Below are 19,319 nucleotides of genomic sequence, written 5' to 3'. Positions count from 1 at the left end.
CGCAGTTGAGGGGCCCGAAATCAGGCCCCTCGCTCAGCTCACTTCCACAAACCGATTTTGGTCAGTTCAGCCTGGAAGTTGGCGCGGGTGATCAATGTCACGTCGTCCATGGCAGTGTACTTCGGCGGTTCCACGCCTTTGGTGACCCAATTGAACACGTACTCGGCCGTCTTGTAGCCTTCTTTGTCCGGGCTTGGCAGCATCGAGCCAAAGAATCCGCTCTCTTTCTTCTTCAGTTCATCGATGGCGTCGGTGCCGTTGATACCGATCCCCAGCACGTTTTTGGCGCTGAAACCGTTACTCGCGGTAGCGCGTACGCCGCCCAGTACGGTGTTGTCGTTCATGCCGCCGATGATCAGGTTTTTAGCATCGCCCGGCAGTTTTGGCAGGGCCGAATTGGTAGCGTCCATGCCGCCTGGTACATCAAGCGTTTTTTGTGCAGAAAACAGGATGTGATCTGCAGGCAAACCGGCTTTTTTCAACGCATCCACCGAGCCGTCGGTGCGCTTCTTGCCGGTGTCGAGTTCGCTGTAGGTATTGATGATCGCGTAGGTACCCTTCCACTCGCCCTCATCCCACTTGCGATTCTTCGCCTCGGTCGCCATGGCGGCGCCCTGTTTCTGGCCCACTTCGAAGGCCGCCATACCGAGATAGGGCACGTCCTCCATGGGCTTGCCTTTCGCGTCGACGAAGCGGTCGTCCACCGCCATGACTTTCATGTCGTAGGACTTGGCCTTGGCAACAATCGCAGGGCCGAGGGAAACGTCAGGCGGGCAGATCACGAAACCTTTAACGCCGTTAGCGGCCAGGTTGTCGATGGCTGAGAGGGTTTTTTCGCCGTCGGGCACGGCAATCTTGATGACAGTAAAGCCCAGCTCCTTGCCGGCCTTTTCAGCAAATTGCCACTCGGTCTGGAACCATGGCTCCTCAGCCTGCTTGACCAGAAAGCCGATTTTGACTTCTTCGGCAGCAGAGGTGACGCCACTCATGCCCAGAATGGCAGTGGCAACAGCGGCACAGCACAGGGAGCGAATCCCATGACGACTCAACATAGCTAACTCCTTATTTTTATTGAATAGCTACAACGTTCAGCAGGGTGGCGGTCAGCGAACGCTCAAGCGTCCGAAACCGATTAAATAGTCATACCATATAATGATTGACCGCTCTGTAACCGAATGTCACCTCTGTCCATGTCGCTGTCTCCTAACTGCCAGAGACGCAGGCAACAAACACTTTTTCAACCCGCAAAACGCTGACATGCCTTCCCTTCTACGCCGACCTGCGCCGCCAATACCGCGCCGTCGAATTGCCCGTGCGCATCACCGGGCGCTGCGCTGGTGACATACAGCGTCTCCAGCGCAGGGCCTGCGAACACGCAACTGGTGGGATGGCTGACAGGCAACTCGACAACCCGGTCGACGCTGCCATCAGGCGCAAAGCGGATCAGGCAACTGCCGCCCCAGCGTGCGTTCCATATATAGCCTTCGGCATCCATGGCCGAGCCGTCGGGCGAACCCCGGCTTTGCTCGGCAGCCCATATCCGACGTGGCCCCAGCGCACCGTCTTCCAGCACCGGGTACTGGTAGATAACCTCGTCGAGGGTATCGGCGCTGTACAACACGCTGCTGTCAGCATTCCAGAGCAAGGTGTTGACGATCCCTTGCCCGTCCAGCAGCCGTGTCACGCGTGCATCGGCCTCGACCCGGAACAGCCCGCCGGAACGACGAACCAGAGGGACATCACCGCCTTCGGCGTCAATATTGTTTTGCATGCTGCCCAGCCACAGGCGGCCGCTCGCGTCGCAACGGGCTTCATTGGCGCGGTTGCCAGGGGTCGGGTCTGCTACGCAAAACAACGATAATGAGGTTTTTTCGGAGGCAAGGTCGAGGCGATAAACGCCGCTGGCCAATGTCACCAGAGCATCGCCCTGGGTGGTCGGGATGAACGCAGAAACCGGTTCGGGCATGCGCCATTGGCGGTACTGCCCGGCGATCAGCCGACAGGCCAGAAAGCCGGCGATGTCGACCCAGTACAGGGCCTGATCATCGGCATCCCAGAAGGAGCCCTCGGCCAGCTTGAAACAGTGCTCGGAAACGGGCAGCCAGTTCATGAAAAATGTCCTTTGTTATTGTTGTAAAGGCACTTTTTAACGTGTGTTGCGTCTGGATGTTCACATCACAGGCGTTGCCAGCCTGTGCCTTCAGCCAACCCGTTTCTCCTGAATTCGGTCTGGCCGGCAAAAAAGTCGTCAGATCGGCTAAGGTGGCTAATCAGCCTTGAGTGACGCTTGCGCTACTAAATAGTATTACAATTAATTTTTCAAGCGGCATTTTATCGGCTATAAATCCATGCATCGGAAGAAATCCGATCAAATAGTCTTACCAATAACAATAAAAGTGGGTAGATCAGATGAAAAAGCATGCTCTTCTCAGCACCTTTGGACTGTCTTTGATGATCAGCACCTTGACCGCACAGGCCGCAGCACTCTCCAGCGAACACAGCACCTTTGGCCAACTGCCGGACGGCACCGCCGTCGAGAAATACACCCTGCGCAACAGCCATGGTGTGCAGGCCAGCATCATCACGTACGGCGCGACCCTGCAATCACTGCTGGTGCCCGACAAGGCCGGCAAGGTGGAAGACATCGTGCTGGGCTTCGATGACGTGCAGGGCTATCAGAACAACGGTACGGTTTATTTCGGCGCAACCATCGGCCGTTTCGGCAACCGTCTGGCGGGCGGTAAATTCACACTTGATGGCAAAACCTATCAGGTCCCGCTCAACGACAAGACCAACGCGCTGCACGGTGGCGACAAAGGTTTCGACAAACGCCTGTGGAAGGCGCAGGAAACCAAGACCGGTGATTCGGTCGGCGTGAAGTTGACTTACGTGTCGCCAGACGGCGAGATGGGTTTCCCGGGAACGCTGCAGACCGAAGTCACCTACAGCCTGAACGACAAGAACGAGCTGAAAATCGATTACCGTGCCACCACCGACAAACCTACGGTGCTGAACCTGACCAACCACAGCTACTTCAATCTGGCGGGCGCAGGCAGCGGCGACGTGCTCAAACAGGTTGCTACCCTGCACGCTTCGCATTACACCCCGGTCAACGACAAGCTGATCCCGACCGGCGAACTGCCCGCCGTGGCTGGCACGCCGATGGACTTCCTCAAGCCCACCGCCTTCGGCAAGCACATCAAGGATGACAACCAGCAGCTCAAGTACGCCGAACCCAAGCAAGGCGGCTTTGACTTCAACTGGGTGCTGGACAGCAAAGGGGACGTGAAGAAACTGGCCGCCGAGGTCAGCGACCCGCAGTCAGGCCGCACACTGCAGCTGTTCACCACGGAACCTGGTGTGCAGCTGTACACCGGCAACTTCCTGGATGGCAGCATCCATGGCAAGGGCGGCAAGGTCTACCCGCATTGGGGCGCGTTCACGCTGGAAACCCAGCATTACCCTGATGCACCCAACCAGCCGAAATTCCCGAGCACTCGACTGGACCCTGGCAAGGCTTACACCCAGACCACTGTGTTCAAGTTCCTCAACAACTGAGGCGTAGAATCGCGCAGCCCTTGCCCGCCAAGGGCTGCGCGCCTTGCGTTTTACTGATTGCGTTTCATCGCGGCCGTCAGCGTGTCGACGTTGTAGCGAAACATCTTCGCGTACGTCGGCGCAGGGCCATCGGCTGGCGACAACGACTCGACGTACAGCTCACCGCCAGGCTGGGCACCACTGGCCTGGGCAATCTGCTTGACCAGACGCGGATCACTGGAGTTCTCGAAGAAGTACGCGCTGACGTGCTCGGCCTTGATCTGACGGATCAGTTTCGAGACATCCGCTGCTGACGCCTCGGATTCAGTGGACAGGCCCAGCGGCGACAGGAACGTCACGCCGTAGGCATCGCCGAAATAACCGAATGCATCGTGGGAGGTCAGAATCTTGCGACTGGCTGCCGGGACCGAACGAATCTGATCACGGGCGTACTGATCCAGCTGCTGCAACTCGGCAATGTAGCGGTCGCCATTGGCCTGGTATTCGCTGGCACCTTCCGGGTCAGCTTTTTTCAGCGCGGCCATAATATTGCGCACATAAATGACCCCGTTGGCAGCGCTGTTCCACGCATGTGGATCGACAATGCGCTTGCCGTCCTCATCCATGCTGCGGGTCTTGATGCCTTGTGACAGCACCACCGGTTGGCCTTTATAGCCTGAAGCCTTGATCAGCCGATCCATCCAGCCTTCCAGATGCAGGCCACTGACAAAGGCCAGGTCCGCGTTTTTCAGCGCCTGGGCATCGCTCGGCGTCGGCTCGTAGACATGCGGGTCGCCATTCGGGCCGATCAGCGATTTGACGTGAACACGCTCGCCGCCAACCGTACTGACCATGTCGGCGATGACGGTAAACGATGCCACCGCTTCAAGCGGTTTGGCCTGGGCCAGGCTGGCGAACGCGGACAACGCCAGTGCAGCCATCGAACTCAACAGCATCAATCGTTTCATGACATACCCTTTCAATGAGCCAGGTGAGGTTTGGGAAACAGTCGACGCACGATGCCCGTGCGTCCGAACAACAGGGAAAACGCGTAGAACGCACTGGCGGTCAATACGATGGCAGGACCCGAAGCGACGCCAAGGTGATAGGAAACGATCAGGCCGATCAGACCGGATAAGGTGGCGATCAGCGTGGAAATCAACATCAGGCCACTCAGCGAATTGCTCCAGAAACGCGCAGCCGTCGCAGGCAGCATCATCATGCCGACCGCCATCAACGTGCCCAGAGCCTGAAAACCTGCAACCAGATTGAGCACCACCAACAGCAGGAACAACACGTGATACAGCGATCCGCGCCCGCCCACCGCACGCAGGAAACCCGGATCGAAGCACTCCAGCACCAGCGGGCGGTAGATCACCGCCAGCAACACCAGCGTGAACGAGGCGATGCTGCCGACCATGTAGATCGACGCGTCATCGATGGCCAGAATGGTGCCGAACAGCACATGCAGGAGGTCGACACTGGAGCCGTGCAGCGACACGATCAGCACCCCGGCAGCCAGCGAGGTCAGGTAAAAACTGGCGAAACTGGCGTCTTCGCGCAATGACGTCAGGCGACTGACCAGACCGGACAGCAACGCCACCGCCAGCCCGGCGATCAACCCGCCAAAGCCCATGGCGGGCAGCGACAGACCAGCGATCATGAAGCCCACCGCGGCACCCGGCAGCACCGCATGGCTCATGGCATCGCCCACCAGGCTCATGCGCCGCAGCATCAACAGCACGCCCACCGGGCCTGAGCCAATGCCCAGCGCGAGACACGCCACCAGCGCGCGGCGCATGAAACCAAATTCGATAAACGGCTCGACTACGAGGCTGTAGAGCATCATGGGCGCTCTTCCTCGACATCACACAACAGCGCGTCCGGGCTCCAGTATTCCGCCATATTGCGGGCCTTGCGCAGGTTGGCGACGCTGAGCACGTCAGCTGTCTCGCCCCAGGCAATGGCTTCGCGGGCCATCAACAGAGTCTGCGGAAAGTGCTGACGCACCTGATCGATATCGTGCAGCACAGCAATCACGGTCCGCCCCTGCCCGTGCCAGGCACGCACCAGTTCCAGCAGATCGCGAGTGGTGCGCGCGTCGATGGCGGTAAACGGCTCGTCCAGCAGGATCACGGAAGCGTCCTGCAGCAACAGCCGGGCAAACAGCACGCGCTGGAACTGGCCGGACGACAGCGAACCTACGCTGCGACTTTCGAACCCTTCAAGCCCGACGGTGCGCAGCGCTTCTGCGGTAAGCCTGGCGTGATCACGCGTCAGGCTACGAAACGGCCCGATGCTGTGCCAGGCGCCCATGGAGACCGTATCGGCGACACTCAGAGGAAAGCTGCGATCGATCTCGGCAGCCTGCGGCAGATAGCCGATGGTGCGGGTTGCCAGACGGCCTCGGTCGACCCGCCCCTGTGCAGGCTTCATGGTCCCGGCAATGGCTTTGATAAGGGTCGACTTGCCAGCACCGTTGGGGCCGACGATCGCCGTCAGGCTGCCCGCCTCGAACCGACCGTTAAGGTGATGCACTGCAGGGCGGCGCTCGTAGGCGACGGTCAGGTTTTCGAGGCTGATGACGGCACTCACGGAATGGCCACCGACCAGCCGATGGCCGCCCATAACAGCGCCAGTACCACGAGGGAAAACAGCACTCGTTTCCAGGCTGACTGAGCAAGCACAGACGCCGAGATCGAGGGAGATTGAGAAGATTTCACGCGCCAGTAACCTGCAATTATTCGTTACAGTATTACATAGCACTTACACGTTTCGTTATAAAATAACATTTAAAAAAGACATGGATGTGCGTTTTTACGCTTGCTGACCTTCGGTCTGATCAACGCAGCGCTGCTTGAGTGTGCCGCAGCAACTCGATACTGTATATGCAAACAGTCAAGGGTCTCTCCATGCAGCTCATCGACAAGCTCAGCATCCTGGCAGACGCCGCCAAGTACGATGCGTCGTGCGCCAGCAGTGGAGCCCCGAAACGCAGCTCGCAGAACAAATCCGGGCTGGGGTCTACCAATGGCATGGGCATCTGCCACAGCTACACGCCAGACGGACGCTGCGTTTCGCTGCTGAAAATCCTGCTCACCAACTTTTGCCTGTATGACTGCCAGTACTGCGTCAACCGCCGCTCCAGCGATGTGCCGCGTGCGCGCTTTTCGCCTGAAGAAGTGGTCACCCTGACGCTGGACTTCTATCGTCGCAACTGCGTCAGCGGGCTGTTTCTGAGTTCCGGGATCATTCGCTCGGCCGACTACACCATGGAACAACTGGTCGAGGTCGCCAGGCTGCTGCGCGAGGTGCACGAGTTTCGCGGCTACATCCACCTAAAGACCATCCCCGATGCCGACCCGGCACTGATCGAAAAAGCCGGGCGCTATGCCGACCGGCTGAGCGTCAACATCGAACTGCCCACCGACCTGAGCCTGCAGACACTCGCCCCGGAAAAAGACGTGGCCTCTATCAAGCAGGCAATGCAGACCATCTATACCGGCGAACAGACCGTGCGCAACGAACCGCGCTCGCCGCGCTTTGCGCCGGCCGGGCAAAGTACGCAAATGATCGTCGGCGCGGATGCCACCGACGACAGCACCATCCTGCACAGTGCGCAATCGCTGTACAGCGACTTCAAGCTGCGCCGGGTCTACTACTCGGCGTTCAGCCCGATTCCGAACAGCCCCGATAGTGTGCCGCTGGCCGCACCGCCCTTGATGCGTGAGCATCGCTTGTATCAGGCAGATTTTCTGCTGCGCGGCTATGGTTTTACTGCTGGCGAGCTGCTCAGCGGCCCCGGTGATCTTGCGCTGGACATCGACCCCAAACTGGCATGGGCGCTGGGCAATCGACAAGTGTTTCCTCTGGACCTTAACAAGGCCGACGCGGCGTTGATCGCCCGAGTACCTGGCATCGGCATTCGCACCACGCAGAGGCTGGTCGAACTGCGCAGGCAGCGGCGTATACGCTACGAAGACCTGACCCGCATGCGTTGCGTACTGGCCAAGGCCAAGCCGTTTATCATCACCAGCGATTACCACCCGCCACACGCAGAGACCACCAGCGAGTTCCTGCACCATCAACTGCGCGACCGGCCACAACCTCAGCAAATGGGCTTGTGGGGATGATCTGTCTTGATTGTGATGATCTGTTCGACACCTGGCGAACTCAGGCACGCTGGCTGTTGAGTCACCAGATCGACCCCAGCCAGGTCAGCTGGAAGTCGCCTGACGCTGCCGACCTGTTTGGCAGCGAAGAACAATACCCCAAAGAATCCGGCCCGTTTCAGGCGCGTGTCCCTCTGGAATTGCTGCAACTGCTGGAAAGCACTTCTCGCTATCGTGGCGAGCAGCGCTGGAGCCTGCTGTATGAAGTGCTGTGGCGCGTCACGCATGGTGATCGAACAGCCATGATGGCGGGCGATAAACTGGGCAGCGAGTTGCACCGGCGTCTCAAGTCGGTGCGCCGCGAAGCGCATCACCTGCATGCCTTTCTGCGTTTTGTAGCCCTGCCGCCTGCCGACAACGACGCAGCGATCATGCGCCCGCAATATGTGGCGTGGCACGAACCGGCCCACGATATTCTGCTGAGTGCCAGCGAGCACTTCATAGGCCGCATGGGCCAACACCGCTGGATGATTGCCACGCCACAAGACGGTGTCTATTACGACGGCCAACAGCTGATTCATGAGCGCCGCTGCCCGGATGCCTGGAAAACCATGGCGCGGCAGGTGGAAGACCCGCACGGCGAGCTATGGCTGACCTACTACAGCCATATCTTCAACCCTGCCCGGCTGAACCCGAAAGTCATGGAAGGTCACTTCCCTTCGCGCTTCTGGAAAAACCTGCCAGAAGGCCCGCTGATCCCGGCCCTCATCACCCAGGCTCGCACTGGCAAGCAGCGCGACGGTCAGGCCAGCGACATTGCCGCCCGGCGCGGCAAGAAGATCGCGTTGAAGGACTGATCAATGCCGCCCGCGCCAATGCTCTGCGCTCATCGTTACCCACAAGTCTAATCTGGCCCGGGATACCGGTGACACTAAAGCCTGGAACTCCTTGCGCTTGATTCCGCGCCAGTCTGCAGAGTTGTGACGCGGAGCGTCACGAGATGCATGCCAACGCGGAGCATTGGCACGATAAGCAGTTAGATTTCTCGTTCCCACGCTCCGCGTGGTAATGCATTTCGTGACGCTCTGCGTCACACATCTGCAGCCTGGCGAGACAGCAAGCGCAACCAAGGCCTAAAACGAAACCCGGCCATCAATACAGGTCACCACCGAGCCGCCCACCCAGATGTCATCGCCTACACGCTGAACGCTCACCCTGCCCTTGCGTCCGAGCGCGGCGCCCTGGCTGACGACGTAGTTGTCAGGTGCCAGACCTTCTTCCAGAAACCAGTGGGCGATTCCAGCATTGAGGCTGCCGGTTACCGGGTCTTCGGCCATGCCGTCACCGGGCACGAAAGCGCGTACTTCAAACTGCGCCTCATCGCCATCCAGCTCGGGGTGCCATGGGCCGACAACGCCGATTTTCAGACCGTTCAATTGGGCATAGTCAGGCTGCAACGCCAGAACCGTGGCCCGGTCTGCCAGACGAATCGCCACCCAGCCAGGGCCGTTATCCACCCAGCGAGCATCCAGAATCTCACCCGCATCGAGCTTCATGCCGAGGCGAATCTGCTCGACCAGCCCGGCGTCTACCGCACCGGAACGCAACAGCGGCGGCGCGGTAAAGGCCAGCCCGGCGACGTCCTGGCGAATGCGCACCAGACCGATCCCGCATTCCTGAATGATTTCCTTGCCACGCGGCACGCCGCCACCTTCCAGCCATGCATGGCAAGTGCCCAGCGTTGGATGCCCGGCGAACGGCAGCTCGCAGAGTGTTGTGAAGATGCGCACCCGATAGTCGGCTGCCGGGTCTGTCGGTGTCAGCAGAAACGTGGTTTCACTCAGATTGGTCCAGCGCGCAAACGCAGCCATCTGTTCGTCACTTAACCCGTCTGCCCCCAACACCACCGCCAGCGGATTGCCGAGTAACGGTTGATCGCTGAACACATCCAGTTGCTTGAAATCGAACGATCGCATCAGGGCTTCCTTGGCAAGGCGATAAAAGACCAAGGTTGCCATGCCTGCAGCGCAATGAACAACGGGATATTGCACCCACATTCACCCTGGCTGCTAATCTGGCTCCCTTTTGTTCTGGACATGCAGCACAAACAGGCAACGCAGGTCATCCGAGGTTTGAAGATGCTGGACCACAAAACCCACAGTCAGCTCGACACGCTTTGCCAGACGATGTCTGACAAGGCGTTCCTGGTCGTGACCGGTGCAGGTATCAGCACCGCGTCAGGCATTCCGGACTACCGTGACAAAGACGGCGTGCGGCGTGGCAAACAGCCGATGATGTATCAGGAATTCGTTGGCAACCCGGCTGCGCGCCAACGTTACTGGGCGCGGGCAATGCTGGGATGGCCGCGTATCCGGGCCGCGCAACCCAATGTCGCGCACTGTGCCTTGGCTGCGCTGCAAGCCGATAACGCGATTAGCGGGTTGATCACCCAGAACGTCGACGCACTGCACAGTCAGGCGGGCAGCCATGATGTGGTCGAGCTGCATGGCAGCCTGCACCGGGTACTGTGTCTTGACTGCCAGCAACGCAGCGACCGGGCGCTGATTCAGGAACAGATGATTGCCCAAAACCCCTATCTGGCCGGGGTTCACGCCACACAGGCACCCGACGGCGACACCCTGCTGGACCCCGCTCTCGAGGCCGGCTTCAAGGTCCCCGAATGCCCGCACTGTCAGGGCGATCAGCTAAAACCGGACGTGGTGTTCTTCGGTGAAAACGTCGCCACGCAAACCGCTGCACAGGCAACATCGAGTGTCGCGCAGGCAGAGGGTTTGCTGGTGGTCGGGACATCATTGATGGCCTGGTCGGCGTTCCGCCTGTGCAAGGCGATGGTCGAACAGGGCAAGCCGGTCATTGCGATCAACCATGGCAAGACCCGCGCTGACGAGTTGCTGAACATGAAGATCGAGGCCTCGTGTGAGCAGGTATTGCCGTGGGTTGCCGGGCAGTTGATCACGCGCTAGAAAAGCCCGAGCTGCCCACCGATCAGGGTACTGAAATCGTCGTCCACGAACGGCAGGATCGCGTCGGCCAGCGGTTGCAACTGGCGCGTCACGTAGTGATCGTAGTCAATCGGCGCATGGCGTATCTCCAGCGGTTCCGGGCCGGCGGTGGTCATCACATAGCTGATCCAGCCACCGCTCTGGTACTGCTTCGGCCGCCCCTGCTGGTCGTTGTACTCGTCGGCCAGACGCGCTGCGCGGACATGCGGCGGCACGTTGCGCTGGTAGTCATCGAGCTTGCGGCGCAGTCGCTTGCGATAGATCAGCAGGTCATCCAGTTCACCTGACAGCGTGCGCTGCACGTAATCGCGCACGTAGTCCTGATACGGCTGACGCTTGAAGATGCGCAGATACAATTCCTGCTGGAATCGCTGAGCCAGCGGCGACCAGTCGGTACGTACCGTTTCCAGACCTTTGTAGACCATTTCTTCGGAGCCGTCGGCGCGGGTGACCAGCCCGGCGTAACGTTTCTTGCTGCCCTCCTCGGCCCCGCGCACGGTCGGCATCAGGAAGCGTCGAAAATGTGTTTCATATTGCAATTCAAGCGCGCTGTGCAGGCCATATTCGTTCTGCAGATGCTCGCGCCACCACAGGTTGACCTGCTGGACCAGCGCCTTGCCAATGGTGGCGGCCTCGTCCTGCCCGTGAGGACGGCCCAGCCAGACGAAGGTCGAGTCGGTGTCGCCGTAGATCACGGTGTAGCCCTGGGCCTGAATGAGGTCGCGGGTCTTGAGCATGATTTCGTGCCCGCGCAGGGTGATCGACGACGCCAGACGCGGATCGAAGAAGCGGCAGCCGCTGGAACCCAAAACCCCGTAGAACGCGTTCATGATGATTTTCAGGGCCTGGGACAGCGGCGCGTTTTTCTCGCGTTTGGCCGCTTCCCGACCTTGCCAGACGCGCTCGACGATGGCTGGCAGGCTGTGTCGCGTGCGGGAAAAACGCGCACCGCGAAAACCCGGTACCGACTCGCTGTCTTCGGGATGACGCATGCCCTCGATCAAGCCCACGGGGTCAATGAGAAAAGTGCGGATGATCGACGGGTAGAGGCTTTTGTAGTCCAGCACCAGTACCGATTCGTACAACCCGGGTTGCGAATCCATCACGAAACCGCCGGGGCTGGCTTCCGGTAAACGCTCGCCCAGGTTGGGGGCAACGAAGCCCTGACGGTGCATCAGCGGAATGTACAGGTGGCAGAATGCAGCAACCGAGCCACCGCTGCGATCAGCCGGCAAACCGGTCACCGTGGCGCGCTCCAGCAGGAAGGTCAGCAACTCGGTCTTGGCGAAGATGCGCGTTACCAGCTCGCAGTCCTTGATGTTGTAACGTGCCAGCGCAGGTTTGTCCTCGGCGAACATCCGGTTGATCTCGTCCATGCGCTGGTAAGGCGTGTCGATGGCCTTGCCCTCACCCAGTAGCGTCTGCGCGACGTATTCCAGGCTGAAGGACGGGAAACTCCAGGTTGCGGAGCGCAACGCCTCGATACCATCAATGATCAGCCGGCCACTGACTTCGGCAAAAAAATGATTGTTACGGCTGCCATGCTCACGCCAGCCCATCGCCTCCCCGCCACGTCCGAGCCGTAGCGGCACCTGCAAGCGCTGTGCGTGCTCGTGCAGCACCCGCAAGTCAAACTGCACCACGTTCCAGCCAATGATCGCGTCCGGGTCATGCAACGCCAGCCAGTCGTTCAGACGCTCCAGTAACTGTGCGCGGGTGTCGCAATAATCGAGCTGAAAATCCAGTGCCTCATCGCCGCCGTTCGGCGGGCCGAGCATATAGACCTGACGCTGCCCGCAGCCTTCCAGCGCGATGGAATACAGCTCGCCCCGCGCGGTGGTTTCGATGTCCAGCGACACCAGCTTCAGGTTGGGCCGGTAATCGGGTGCCGGCCTGATCTGCGCATCACACAACACGCCATCGGCATTCGGCGTGCCACTGAACTGCACCGGCGCAGTGATGAAACGCTCCATCAGGTAGCGCTCGGGCGGGCGAATGTCTGCTTCGTAGACGTCCACGTTGCCTCTGCGCAGCATTTTTTCGATATTCATCAACTGCCGATGCTGCTGACAGTAAACGCCCAGCACCGGACGATGACGAAAGTCACAGAGCTCCAGAGGGCGCAACTCCACACCACGCTCGCTGCGCAACAGCGACCGCGCACGCTCGCCCTGCTCGGCGGGAATAAACGCCACAGAAGGCTGACAAGGCAGACGGATGTGACGAGGGCCCTGGTCAGTGGCCAACCAGAAGTCGACCTCAGTCCCGGCGGGCGTGTCTTGCCAGTGCCGACTCAGGATAAAGCCCTGCGGTAAATCCAACGCTACGCCCTCAAGGCTCCGGTCAAGGTGCTGATTCTACTTGGGCTGGCAGGTAAAGGCGCGGTCGGCGGTCGATTTAGAGGCATATTCAGCAGACGCTGACGATTGATTGCGTCTATGCCTCTGATCCTGATTTAACGCTTGCCCGATTCTGCGGACTGCATGATTCTGTAGTGGCGCCGCAATTGCACTACAGTCAATCAGGTCCCGATCTCGGAGAGCGTCATGAAAACCGTTGCCCAACTGCTGAAACTGAAGGACCTGCAAAATCAGCAGGTACACACCATTGGCCCGGATCAGATGGTGCTGGAGGCCCTCAGGCTGATGGCCGAGAAAAACATCGGCGCATTGCCGGTGGTCAAAGACGGCGTGGTAGTCGGCGTGGTCAGTGAACGCGATTACGCACGCAAGGTGGTACTCAAGGGGCGTTCGTCGGTGGGCACGCCGGTCAGCGAGATCATGAGTGGCAAGGTCATTACCGTCGATTCACAACAGACAGTAGAAGCCTGCATGGGGATCATGACCGACAGCCATCTGCGTCACTTGCCTGTCGTGGAAAACGGACAACTGCTGGGCCTGCTGTCGATCGGCGATCTGGTGAAGGAAGCGATAGCCGAGCAGGCCAGCCTCATTGAGCAGCTTGAACAGTACATTCGCGGCGAGTGATTCAGACGTTACACCTGCCGAGCGCGCGGCAAGCCGCGCGCAACGGCATCAATCAGTCATCCAGCGTCTTGCCAGGCGCAGCGCCCTTCACAGGCTTGCCGGGCTTTTCAGCCGGTGCCGGCTTTGCCGCCGGCTCAGGCGCCGGGGCGGCCGCTTCTTTCTCGCGCATCGGCATTTGATCGATAGTGGCAAAAATCTCTTTGGGGTCTACCGACTCTGATTTTTCGATCTTCTTCTCGCCATCCTTGCCCACCAGAATGACCCGGGTCTTCACGCCCGCCCCCAGTTTCAGCTCACGGATCAAGGCCATGGTCGACTGCGGGTCCAGCGCTTTGCCATCGCGTTCGCCGATGGTGTTGACCACCGTGTACAGCACCATATTGCGCTGCACAAAAGCCTCGCGGTTGGCCGGTTCTTCCAGCGCCTTTTTGAGACTGATCAGCGTAGGATCAAGCGTGCTGGGCGCGATGATGATCAAGGGTCGCGACTTACCGCGCTCCTGTGCCAGGGGGCCATCGCTGTCGGCAGCCAGCGCTGTACCGGCAGCGACAAGCAGGGTGGCGAGGGTCAGGGACCGGATTAACATGGTGGGCTCCTTTCAAATCCATTGGGTAGCCATCACGCAGACACACGCGATGCTTGTCTCTTCTACCGCATATGGGTCATCCCGGTACAGCCCGGCGTAGTCCTTTTCCTAAATCCATTTCTTTCATCAGGCGGTACGCTTGAGTACCCGCTGACCGGCGCTGTCCAGCGTTGCCGCCAGCCGCTGGACGATCTGCTCCACCTCGGCGGCATCCAGCACCAATGGCGGCAGCAGGCGAATGACCTTGCTGCGCGTCACGTTGATCAACAGACCGTGTTGCTCAGCAGCGATGCGGGTCAGTTCGGGGATGACCTGCTGCAACTCGATACCGATCATCAGCCCCCGCCCACGAATCTCCAGCACCTGAGGGTGATCACCCAGTACTTCGCGCAGACGGTCGAGCAGATGCTGACCTTGCACCCGGGCATTTTCCAGCAGCCCCTGCTGCTCGATGATATCGATCACTGTGCAGCCCACCCGGCAGGCCAGCGGGTTGCCACCGAACGTGCTGCCATGACTGCCGGGCGTGAACAGTCCGGCCGCTTTGCCCCGCGCCAGACAGGCCCCGATCGGCACGCCATTGCCCAGCCCTTTGGCGAGGGTCATGACGTCGGGCACGATGCCTTCGTGCTGAAAGGCAAACCACTTGCCGGTCCGTCCCATGCCGGTCTGGATTTCGTCGAGCATCAGCAACCAGTCGCGCCGCGTGCAGCGCTCTCTCAACGCTTTGAGATACCCGGCAGGTGCCACCTGCGCGCCGCCCTCGCCCTGAATCGGCTCGACCAGTACCGCTGCGATACGATGGCCGTGAGTGGCACAGACGTTATCGAACGCTGCCAGATCCCCGAACGGCACTTTGATGCAGTCCCCCGGCAGCTTGCTGAAGCCCAGGCGCACGGCGGGCCCGTCGCTGGCTGACAGCGTGCCCAGCGTACGACCGTGAAAGGCGTTTTCCATCACCACCACCAAGGGCTGTTCGATGTATTTGTGCCAGCCATGCAGGCGCGCCAGCTTGAGCGCGGTTTCGTTGGCCTCGGCACCGGAATTGTTGAAAAACACCCGCTCCAGGCCTGATACCTCGGTCAGTTTCTTCGCCAGCCGCTGCTGCCAGTCAATGCTGTACAGGTTGGAGGTGTGTAACAACAAACCGGCCTGCTCGCGAATTGCCTCTACCAACAGCGGGTGCGAGTGCCCTACGCCGGTAACCGCCACGCCAGCCACCGCATCCAGGTATTCGCGCCCGGCCTGATCCCACAGGCGCGTGCCCAATCCATGGGTAAAGCTCAGGGCGAGCGGTTGGTAGGTGGTCATCAGGCAGGTGGTGGTCATGACGTGAAGCTCCTTGGGTATGTTTCGGTTTTTCCAGTATCGTTAACCACCTGTTCTGGATAAACAGTGAAATACTTCAATCATCTTAAAGCTGAGATTGATAATGGATTTGTTTCAGGCGATGCGGGTGTATGTAAAGGTGGTTGAAACCGGCAGCCTGACGGCAGCGGCACAGGCCTGTTCGATTTCCACAACGATGGTCGGCAATCACTTGCGCGCATTGGAGCAGCGTCTGGGCGTCAGCCTTCTGCAGCGCACCACTCGCCGACAGCGATTGACGGAGTTCGGCACCGCGTATTACCAGCGCTGCCTTGAAGTACTGGGGCTGGTCGCCGAGTCCGAACAACTGGCCGAGCAAGCGCAGGGCGACCCGACCGGTACTTTGCGTATCACCGCACCGCTGACGTTCGGTTCGGAATTGCTGGCCCCTGCCTTGGTTGAGTTCTCGCGGCGCTTTCCCGAAGTCAAACTCGATCTGGTGCTGACCAACCAGCGTCTGGACATGATCGACAATGGGTTTGACGTCGCCATCCGCCTGGGCAACATTGCGCAATCATCGCCATTGATTGCGCGCCCCCTGCAGGACTACACACTGACCATATGCGCTGCGCCAGACTATCTTGCTCGCCACAGTGCGCCAGCCCGCCCCGAAGATCTTCGCTCGCATAACTGCCTGGCGTTCGCTTACCCGGCAGGCGATGAGTGGCGCACTGCTGGCACGCAATGGCGTATGACCGGACCTGAAGGCGAAGTGCTGGTGGACGTCGACGGCTCGATGGTGGCCAACACTTCAGCAGGCCTTTATCAGGCGGCCCGCGCCGGGCTGGGCGTGGTGATGCTTCCGGATGCGCTCGTTCAGCGTGATTTGCAGGAAGGCCGACTGGTCGCGCTGCTGCCGGGCTATCACCTGCCCAGACGGCCGATGAACCTGCTGTATGTGCAGGACCGTTACCGACTGCCCAAGCTGAGAAGTTTTGTGGAGTTTGCGATGGGGCGTTGGGGGCGCTAGGTGCTGGCAGGGTTAAACGTAAATGTTGCATCCGGTGCAAGGCATTGCGCCTGCACCGGATTTTCCAGGTTGAAGACTCAGACCTTGAAGCGGCTGACCATACTCTGCAAATGAACACCCAGACGGGCAAGCTCGACGCTCGACGCGGCGGTCTGCTCACTGGCCGAGGCCGTTTGCTCGGAGATATCCCGAACATTCAGGACACTGCGGTTGATCTCTTCGGCAACGGCACTTTGCTCTTCCGCTGCTGCAGCAATCTGGTGGTTCATCGTCTCGATGGTCGAGATCGCCTGAGTGATGTTGCCGATCGAAACGCCAGCGTTGCGCGTCAGCTCCACACTGTTGGCGGTCAGGGCCTGGCTGTTGTCGAGGATGGTTGCCACTTGCGTGGTACGGCTGTGCAAGCCGCTGATCAGTGCCGCAATTTCCTCGGTCGAGGTCTGCGTACGCTGTGCAAGGCTTCTCACTTCGTCGGCAACCACTGCGAAGCCACGCCCGGCTTCGCCTGCGCGGGCGGCTTCAATGGCAGCGTTGAGTGCAAGCAGATTGGTCTGTTCGGCAACCGCCTTGATCACGTCAAGCACGCCGCCGATCTTGTTGCTCTCGCTCTTGAGGTCATCCATTGCCGATTTGGAGAGCTGGACTTCTGTGGCCAGCTTTTCAATCTGAATGACAGCTTTTGAAACCACCCCATCCCCTTCCCGCGCTTCTTTCGAGGCGTTGACGGCGGCATGGGAGGCCTGCTCTGCGTTCCTTGCCACTTCCTGAACGGTTGCGGACATCTCGTGCATCGCCGTAGCGACCTGGTCTGTCTCGCTTTTCTGGCTGTTCACACCAGCACTGGTCTGCTCGGTCACTGCCGACAATTGCTCGGCGGCGCTGGCTATCTGAGTCACGCCATCACGCAGCCCGCCGATCAGCTCGCGCAGGTTGGTGGTCATGCGCTGCATACTGCTCTGCAACCGTCCAAGCTCGTCCTTGCGGGTCACGGCGGCGTTATGCGTCAAGTCACCATCTGCCACGCGCTCAGCCAGTTTCAATGTTTCAAGCAGTGGCCCGACGATCAGGCGAGTGATTATCCATGCCGCGAGGAAACTCACCACCAGCGCTGCAACCAGCCACATCGCGAGCATGGTTTTGGCCTGACCCACATCTTCGATTCTCAGGCTGACCTGATTCGCGGATAGCTGGTCAGCGGAGGCAAAAAGGATATTGATGTCTTTGTCGATGCCAGCCTGAGCCAGCTCGATCTTGCCCTGCGCAGCGGTGAACTCGTTCAGGGTGTTCTGATAGCGGATCAGAGAGTCTTCAAGGCTCTTGGTAATCGCGGACTGGCTGTCGAAGCCAGGCAGATTTTTAACGTAGGTAATGACCGTGTTCATGGAGGCTTCTGCTGGCGCCTTGTTCTCGGCTTTCAGCGAATAGGTATAGCCGCGCAGATCGAAGCGCATTTTCTGGAACAACACCATTGCCTGAGTGATGGCATCACGATCCTGAGCATTGCCATTTTCCGATCGTGCGTAAGCATTGAGCGTCTTCAATGCTTCGGCGCCGGCATCGGCATACTGGCCGAACACGCCACGGGTCGCTTCGCGCGCGGTGGTAGCCTGTATCACACTGTCGTACTGAATGCGGTAATCTTTCAGCGCGTCGGCGGACGCATTCACCAACGGTATATTCAGCGGAGAGTCGAACACTTCCTGCGCATACTTGACGTGGCTTTCCAACGCTTCAAGGGCTTTATTCCACTTGGCGGCTCGGTCGGCGTCGTAATTGATGATGTAGGCCAGGCGTGCTATTCGCACATCACGGGTCAGCGTACTCATCTTGCCGATGTCGGCAATCCTTTCACTGCGCTCGCTCAGCGAAGTGATACCGGTCCAGCCGGTCAGCGCGATCAGCACCGTCAGCACGATGACCAGAGCAAACCCCAGCGCTAGCTTGGACCTGACAGAAATATTGCTCAGAGTGTTTTTCAACTTAAGTCGCTCTTGGTAGGTCATCGGGTAAATACGCGAGGCTGATCCTTGCCCATACAACAGACAGATGTCGGCAGCGCGCGGCCAAACTTTAAAGTTGGCGTCAACAATTCTTGCTCACAAATAATTCGCGAATGGCAACCACGCATATGGCTTTTTTAACGGCGTCAGTTAGCATGGCACGCTGTGCGCACACTGAGTATCCCGGAGGATTGCATGAGTTTGGAAATGACTGCTTCAAGAAGCGGCCTGACCGCGGAGGAGCGCTCTGCAATTGCCGAGATCGAGGGCACAACCAACGTCCTGCGACTTGTCACTCGACTGACCGGCATGCGCTTCGCGGGTATCTCGAAGTTTACCGAGACGGACTGGATAGTCTGCTCGGTGTATGACCCGACCGGCCTGGGCATCGAAGACGATGACGTGTTCGAACTCGAAACCACGCTGTGCAGCGAGCTTTGCACCAAACCGGAAGCCCTGTTCATCCCGCAGATCAGTCAGAACGCCTGGTACGCGAATCGTCCGGTGGTAAAACGGTTTGCCATCGAAAGTTATGCGGGCGTGCCTATCTTTCTTCCGGACGGGCAGCTTTATGGTGCGCTGTGCGCTCTGGATTCACACGCAACGTCGTTTGACGACCCCGACCTGGCAGAAACGCTGACCCTGTTTGCGCGACTGATCGGTTGTATTTTCTTCGCCAACATCACCGAACCGGATAACCGGGGCCGTTGAATGGCAGCTTAGTGCGGCGTGCAAT

The 19,319-nt window shown here is 59.5% G+C and carries 17 protein-coding genes and 2 pseudogenes; 7 read left to right on the top strand and 12 right to left on the bottom strand.

The features are described 5' to 3' along the window. Positions 1–38: 38 nt before the first annotated feature. On the bottom strand, positions 39–1,052 hold the full coding sequence (locus I9H07_RS10450; protein ID WP_024673105.1) for a substrate-binding domain-containing protein: 1,014 nt from the start codon (positions 1,050–1,052) through the stop codon (positions 39–41). Positions 1,053–1,237: 185 nt separating this feature from the next. Beyond that, complete coding sequence (locus tag I9H07_RS10445) at positions 1,238–2,110, bottom strand: SMP-30/gluconolactonase/LRE family protein (protein ID WP_024673104.1); 873 nt, start codon at positions 2,108–2,110, stop codon at positions 1,238–1,240. Between the two features lie 299 nt (positions 2,111–2,409). Here I9H07_RS10445 and I9H07_RS10440 point away from each other — a divergent pair, with 299 nt between their 5' ends. Next, positions 2,410–3,558, top strand: coding sequence for an aldose epimerase family protein (locus tag I9H07_RS10440; protein WP_058391239.1), 1,149 nt, complete (start codon positions 2,410–2,412; stop codon positions 3,556–3,558). Positions 3,559–3,608: 50 nt separating this feature from the next. Here I9H07_RS10440 and I9H07_RS10435 read toward each other — a convergent pair whose 3' ends face one another. The 4 genes from I9H07_RS10435 to I9H07_RS24890 are packed head-to-tail and all read right to left on the bottom strand — an operon-like array spanning position 3,609 to position 6,260. Continuing rightward, positions 3,609–4,505, bottom strand: a complete 897-nt coding sequence (locus tag I9H07_RS10435; RefSeq protein WP_024673102.1) for a metal ABC transporter substrate-binding protein — start codon at positions 4,503–4,505, stop codon at positions 3,609–3,611. An 11-nt stretch (positions 4,506–4,516) separates the two neighbouring features. Beyond that, the gene (locus I9H07_RS10430; RefSeq protein WP_024673101.1) at positions 4,517–5,386 is read right to left on the bottom strand and encodes a metal ABC transporter permease; all 870 of its coding nucleotides are present in this window, start codon (positions 5,384–5,386) and stop codon (positions 4,517–4,519) included. After that, complete coding sequence (aztA, locus tag I9H07_RS10425; RefSeq protein WP_058824606.1) at positions 5,383–6,165, bottom strand: zinc ABC transporter ATP-binding protein AztA; 783 nt, start codon at positions 6,163–6,165, stop codon at positions 5,383–5,385. Before aztA ends, I9H07_RS10430 begins: the two co-directional genes overlap by 4 nt. Continuing rightward, positions 6,129–6,260 (bottom strand): hypothetical protein, encoded by a 132-nt coding sequence (locus I9H07_RS24890; protein ID WP_268801379.1) that lies wholly within the window; start codon positions 6,258–6,260, stop codon positions 6,129–6,131. Before I9H07_RS24890 ends, aztA begins: the two co-directional genes overlap by 37 nt. A 189-nt stretch (positions 6,261–6,449) precedes the next feature. Between I9H07_RS24890 and I9H07_RS10420 the strand changes: the two genes are divergently transcribed. Both I9H07_RS10420 and I9H07_RS10415 read left to right on the top strand, forming a co-directional pair. Beyond that, positions 6,450–7,670, top strand: a complete 1,221-nt coding sequence (locus I9H07_RS10420; protein ID WP_236423284.1) for a putative DNA modification/repair radical SAM protein — start codon at positions 6,450–6,452, stop codon at positions 7,668–7,670. Further along, positions 7,667–8,506, top strand: a complete 840-nt coding sequence (locus I9H07_RS10415; protein WP_032606225.1) for a TIGR03915 family putative DNA repair protein — start codon at positions 7,667–7,669, stop codon at positions 8,504–8,506. Before I9H07_RS10420 ends, I9H07_RS10415 begins: the two co-directional genes overlap by 4 nt. 276 nt (positions 8,507–8,782) lie before the next feature. Here the strand turns inward: I9H07_RS10415 and I9H07_RS10410 are convergent, their stop codons facing one another. Then, positions 8,783–9,625: a PhzF family phenazine biosynthesis protein gene (locus tag I9H07_RS10410; protein ID WP_236423283.1), complete on the bottom strand. Its 843-nt coding sequence runs from the start codon at positions 9,623–9,625 to the stop codon at positions 8,783–8,785. A gap of 162 nt (positions 9,626–9,787) precedes the next feature. Between I9H07_RS10410 and I9H07_RS10405 the strand changes: the two genes are divergently transcribed. Further along, positions 9,788–10,633, top strand: a complete 846-nt coding sequence (locus tag I9H07_RS10405) for an NAD-dependent protein deacetylase (RefSeq protein ID WP_236423282.1) — start codon at positions 9,788–9,790, stop codon at positions 10,631–10,633. Here the strand turns inward: I9H07_RS10405 and I9H07_RS10400 are convergent. After that, complete coding sequence (locus I9H07_RS10400) at positions 10,630–12,993, bottom strand: DNA polymerase II (protein WP_024675984.1); 2,364 nt, start codon at positions 12,991–12,993, stop codon at positions 10,630–10,632. The two genes, I9H07_RS10405 and I9H07_RS10400, sit on opposite strands and share 4 nt — an antisense overlap. A gap of 225 nt (positions 12,994–13,218) precedes the next feature. On the opposite strand from I9H07_RS10400, the gene I9H07_RS10395 reads away from it, so the two are divergent. Further along, positions 13,219–13,659, top strand: coding sequence for a CBS domain-containing protein (locus I9H07_RS10395; RefSeq protein ID WP_024675985.1), 441 nt, complete (start codon positions 13,219–13,221; stop codon positions 13,657–13,659). A gap of 52 nt (positions 13,660–13,711) precedes the next feature. Here the strand turns inward: I9H07_RS10395 and I9H07_RS10390 are convergent, their stop codons facing one another. Beyond that, positions 13,712–14,245: a DUF4174 domain-containing protein gene (locus I9H07_RS10390; protein ID WP_024675986.1), complete on the bottom strand. Its 534-nt coding sequence runs from the start codon at positions 14,243–14,245 to the stop codon at positions 13,712–13,714. A 126-nt stretch (positions 14,246–14,371) separates the two neighbouring features. Then, positions 14,372–15,574 carry an aspartate aminotransferase family protein gene (locus I9H07_RS10385; protein WP_058824609.1) on the bottom strand — a complete coding sequence of 401 codons (1,203 nt, stop codon included), beginning with the start codon at positions 15,572–15,574 and terminating at the stop codon, positions 14,372–14,374. Between the two features lie 103 nt (positions 15,575–15,677). Here I9H07_RS10385 and I9H07_RS10380 point away from each other — a divergent pair, with 103 nt between their 5' ends. Continuing rightward, complete coding sequence (locus I9H07_RS10380) at positions 15,678–16,583, top strand: LysR family transcriptional regulator (protein WP_236423281.1); 906 nt, start codon at positions 15,678–15,680, stop codon at positions 16,581–16,583. A gap of 77 nt (positions 16,584–16,660) precedes the next feature. Here I9H07_RS10380 and I9H07_RS25020 read toward each other — a convergent pair. Together I9H07_RS25020 and I9H07_RS25015 are read right to left on the bottom strand one after the other, a co-directional pair. Next, a pseudogene (locus tag I9H07_RS25020) lies at positions 16,661–17,260 on the bottom strand (methyl-accepting chemotaxis protein); the annotation flags it as partial. 255 nt (positions 17,261–17,515) lie between these two features. Next, positions 17,516–18,586 (bottom strand): annotated as a pseudogene (locus tag I9H07_RS25015) (methyl-accepting chemotaxis protein); the annotation flags it as partial. A gap of 192 nt (positions 18,587–18,778) precedes the next feature. Between I9H07_RS25015 and I9H07_RS10370 the strand changes: the two are divergent. Then, the gene (locus I9H07_RS10370) at positions 18,779–19,294 is read left to right on the top strand and encodes a GAF domain-containing protein (RefSeq protein ID WP_024675990.1); all 516 of its coding nucleotides are present in this window, start codon (positions 18,779–18,781) and stop codon (positions 19,292–19,294) included. The last annotated feature ends 25 nt before the right edge of the window (positions 19,295–19,319 follow it).

The sequence above is a fragment of the Pseudomonas syringae genome, assembly GCF_023278085.1.
GTDB classification, from domain to species: Bacteria; Pseudomonadota; Gammaproteobacteria; order Pseudomonadales; family Pseudomonadaceae; genus Aquipseudomonas; species Aquipseudomonas syringae_Q.
The sequence above is the reverse complement of the archived record's forward strand: the minus strand, read 5'-3'. Positions and strand labels throughout refer to the sequence as shown.

Coding starts and splice junctions, on each gene's coding strand:
- I9H07_RS10450 (WP_024673105.1), bottom strand. CDS start 1,052: ATGTTGAGTCGTCATGGGATTCGCTCCCTGTGCTGTGCCGCTGTTGCC.
- I9H07_RS10445 (WP_024673104.1), bottom strand. CDS start 2,110: ATGAACTGGCTGCCCGTTTCCGAGCACTGTTTCAAGCTGGCCGAGGGC.
- I9H07_RS10440 (WP_058391239.1), top strand. CDS start 2,410: ATGAAAAAGCATGCTCTTCTCAGCACCTTTGGACTGTCTTTGATGATC.
- I9H07_RS10435 (WP_024673102.1), bottom strand. CDS start 4,505: ATGAAACGATTGATGCTGTTGAGTTCGATGGCTGCACTGGCGTTGTCC.
- I9H07_RS10430 (WP_024673101.1), bottom strand. CDS start 5,386: ATGATGCTCTACAGCCTCGTAGTCGAGCCGTTTATCGAATTTGGTTTC.
- aztA (WP_058824606.1), bottom strand. CDS start 6,165: ATGGGCGGCCATCGGCTGGTCGGTGGCCATTCCGTGAGTGCCGTCATC.
- I9H07_RS10420 (WP_236423284.1), top strand. CDS start 6,450: ATGCAGCTCATCGACAAGCTCAGCATCCTGGCAGACGCCGCCAAGTAC.
- I9H07_RS10415 (WP_032606225.1), top strand. CDS start 7,667: ATGATCTGTCTTGATTGTGATGATCTGTTCGACACCTGGCGAACTCAG.
- I9H07_RS10410 (WP_236423283.1), bottom strand. CDS start 9,625: ATGCGATCGTTCGATTTCAAGCAACTGGATGTGTTCAGCGATCAACCG.
- I9H07_RS10405 (WP_236423282.1), top strand. CDS start 9,788: ATGCTGGACCACAAAACCCACAGTCAGCTCGACACGCTTTGCCAGACG.
- I9H07_RS10395 (WP_024675985.1), top strand. CDS start 13,219: ATGAAAACCGTTGCCCAACTGCTGAAACTGAAGGACCTGCAAAATCAG.
- I9H07_RS10390 (WP_024675986.1), bottom strand. CDS start 14,245: ATGTTAATCCGGTCCCTGACCCTCGCCACCCTGCTTGTCGCTGCCGGT.
- I9H07_RS10385 (WP_058824609.1), bottom strand. CDS start 15,574: ATGACCACCACCTGCCTGATGACCACCTACCAACCGCTCGCCCTGAGC.
- I9H07_RS10380 (WP_236423281.1), top strand. CDS start 15,678: ATGGATTTGTTTCAGGCGATGCGGGTGTATGTAAAGGTGGTTGAAACC.
- I9H07_RS10370 (WP_024675990.1), top strand. CDS start 18,779: ATGAGTTTGGAAATGACTGCTTCAAGAAGCGGCCTGACCGCGGAGGAG.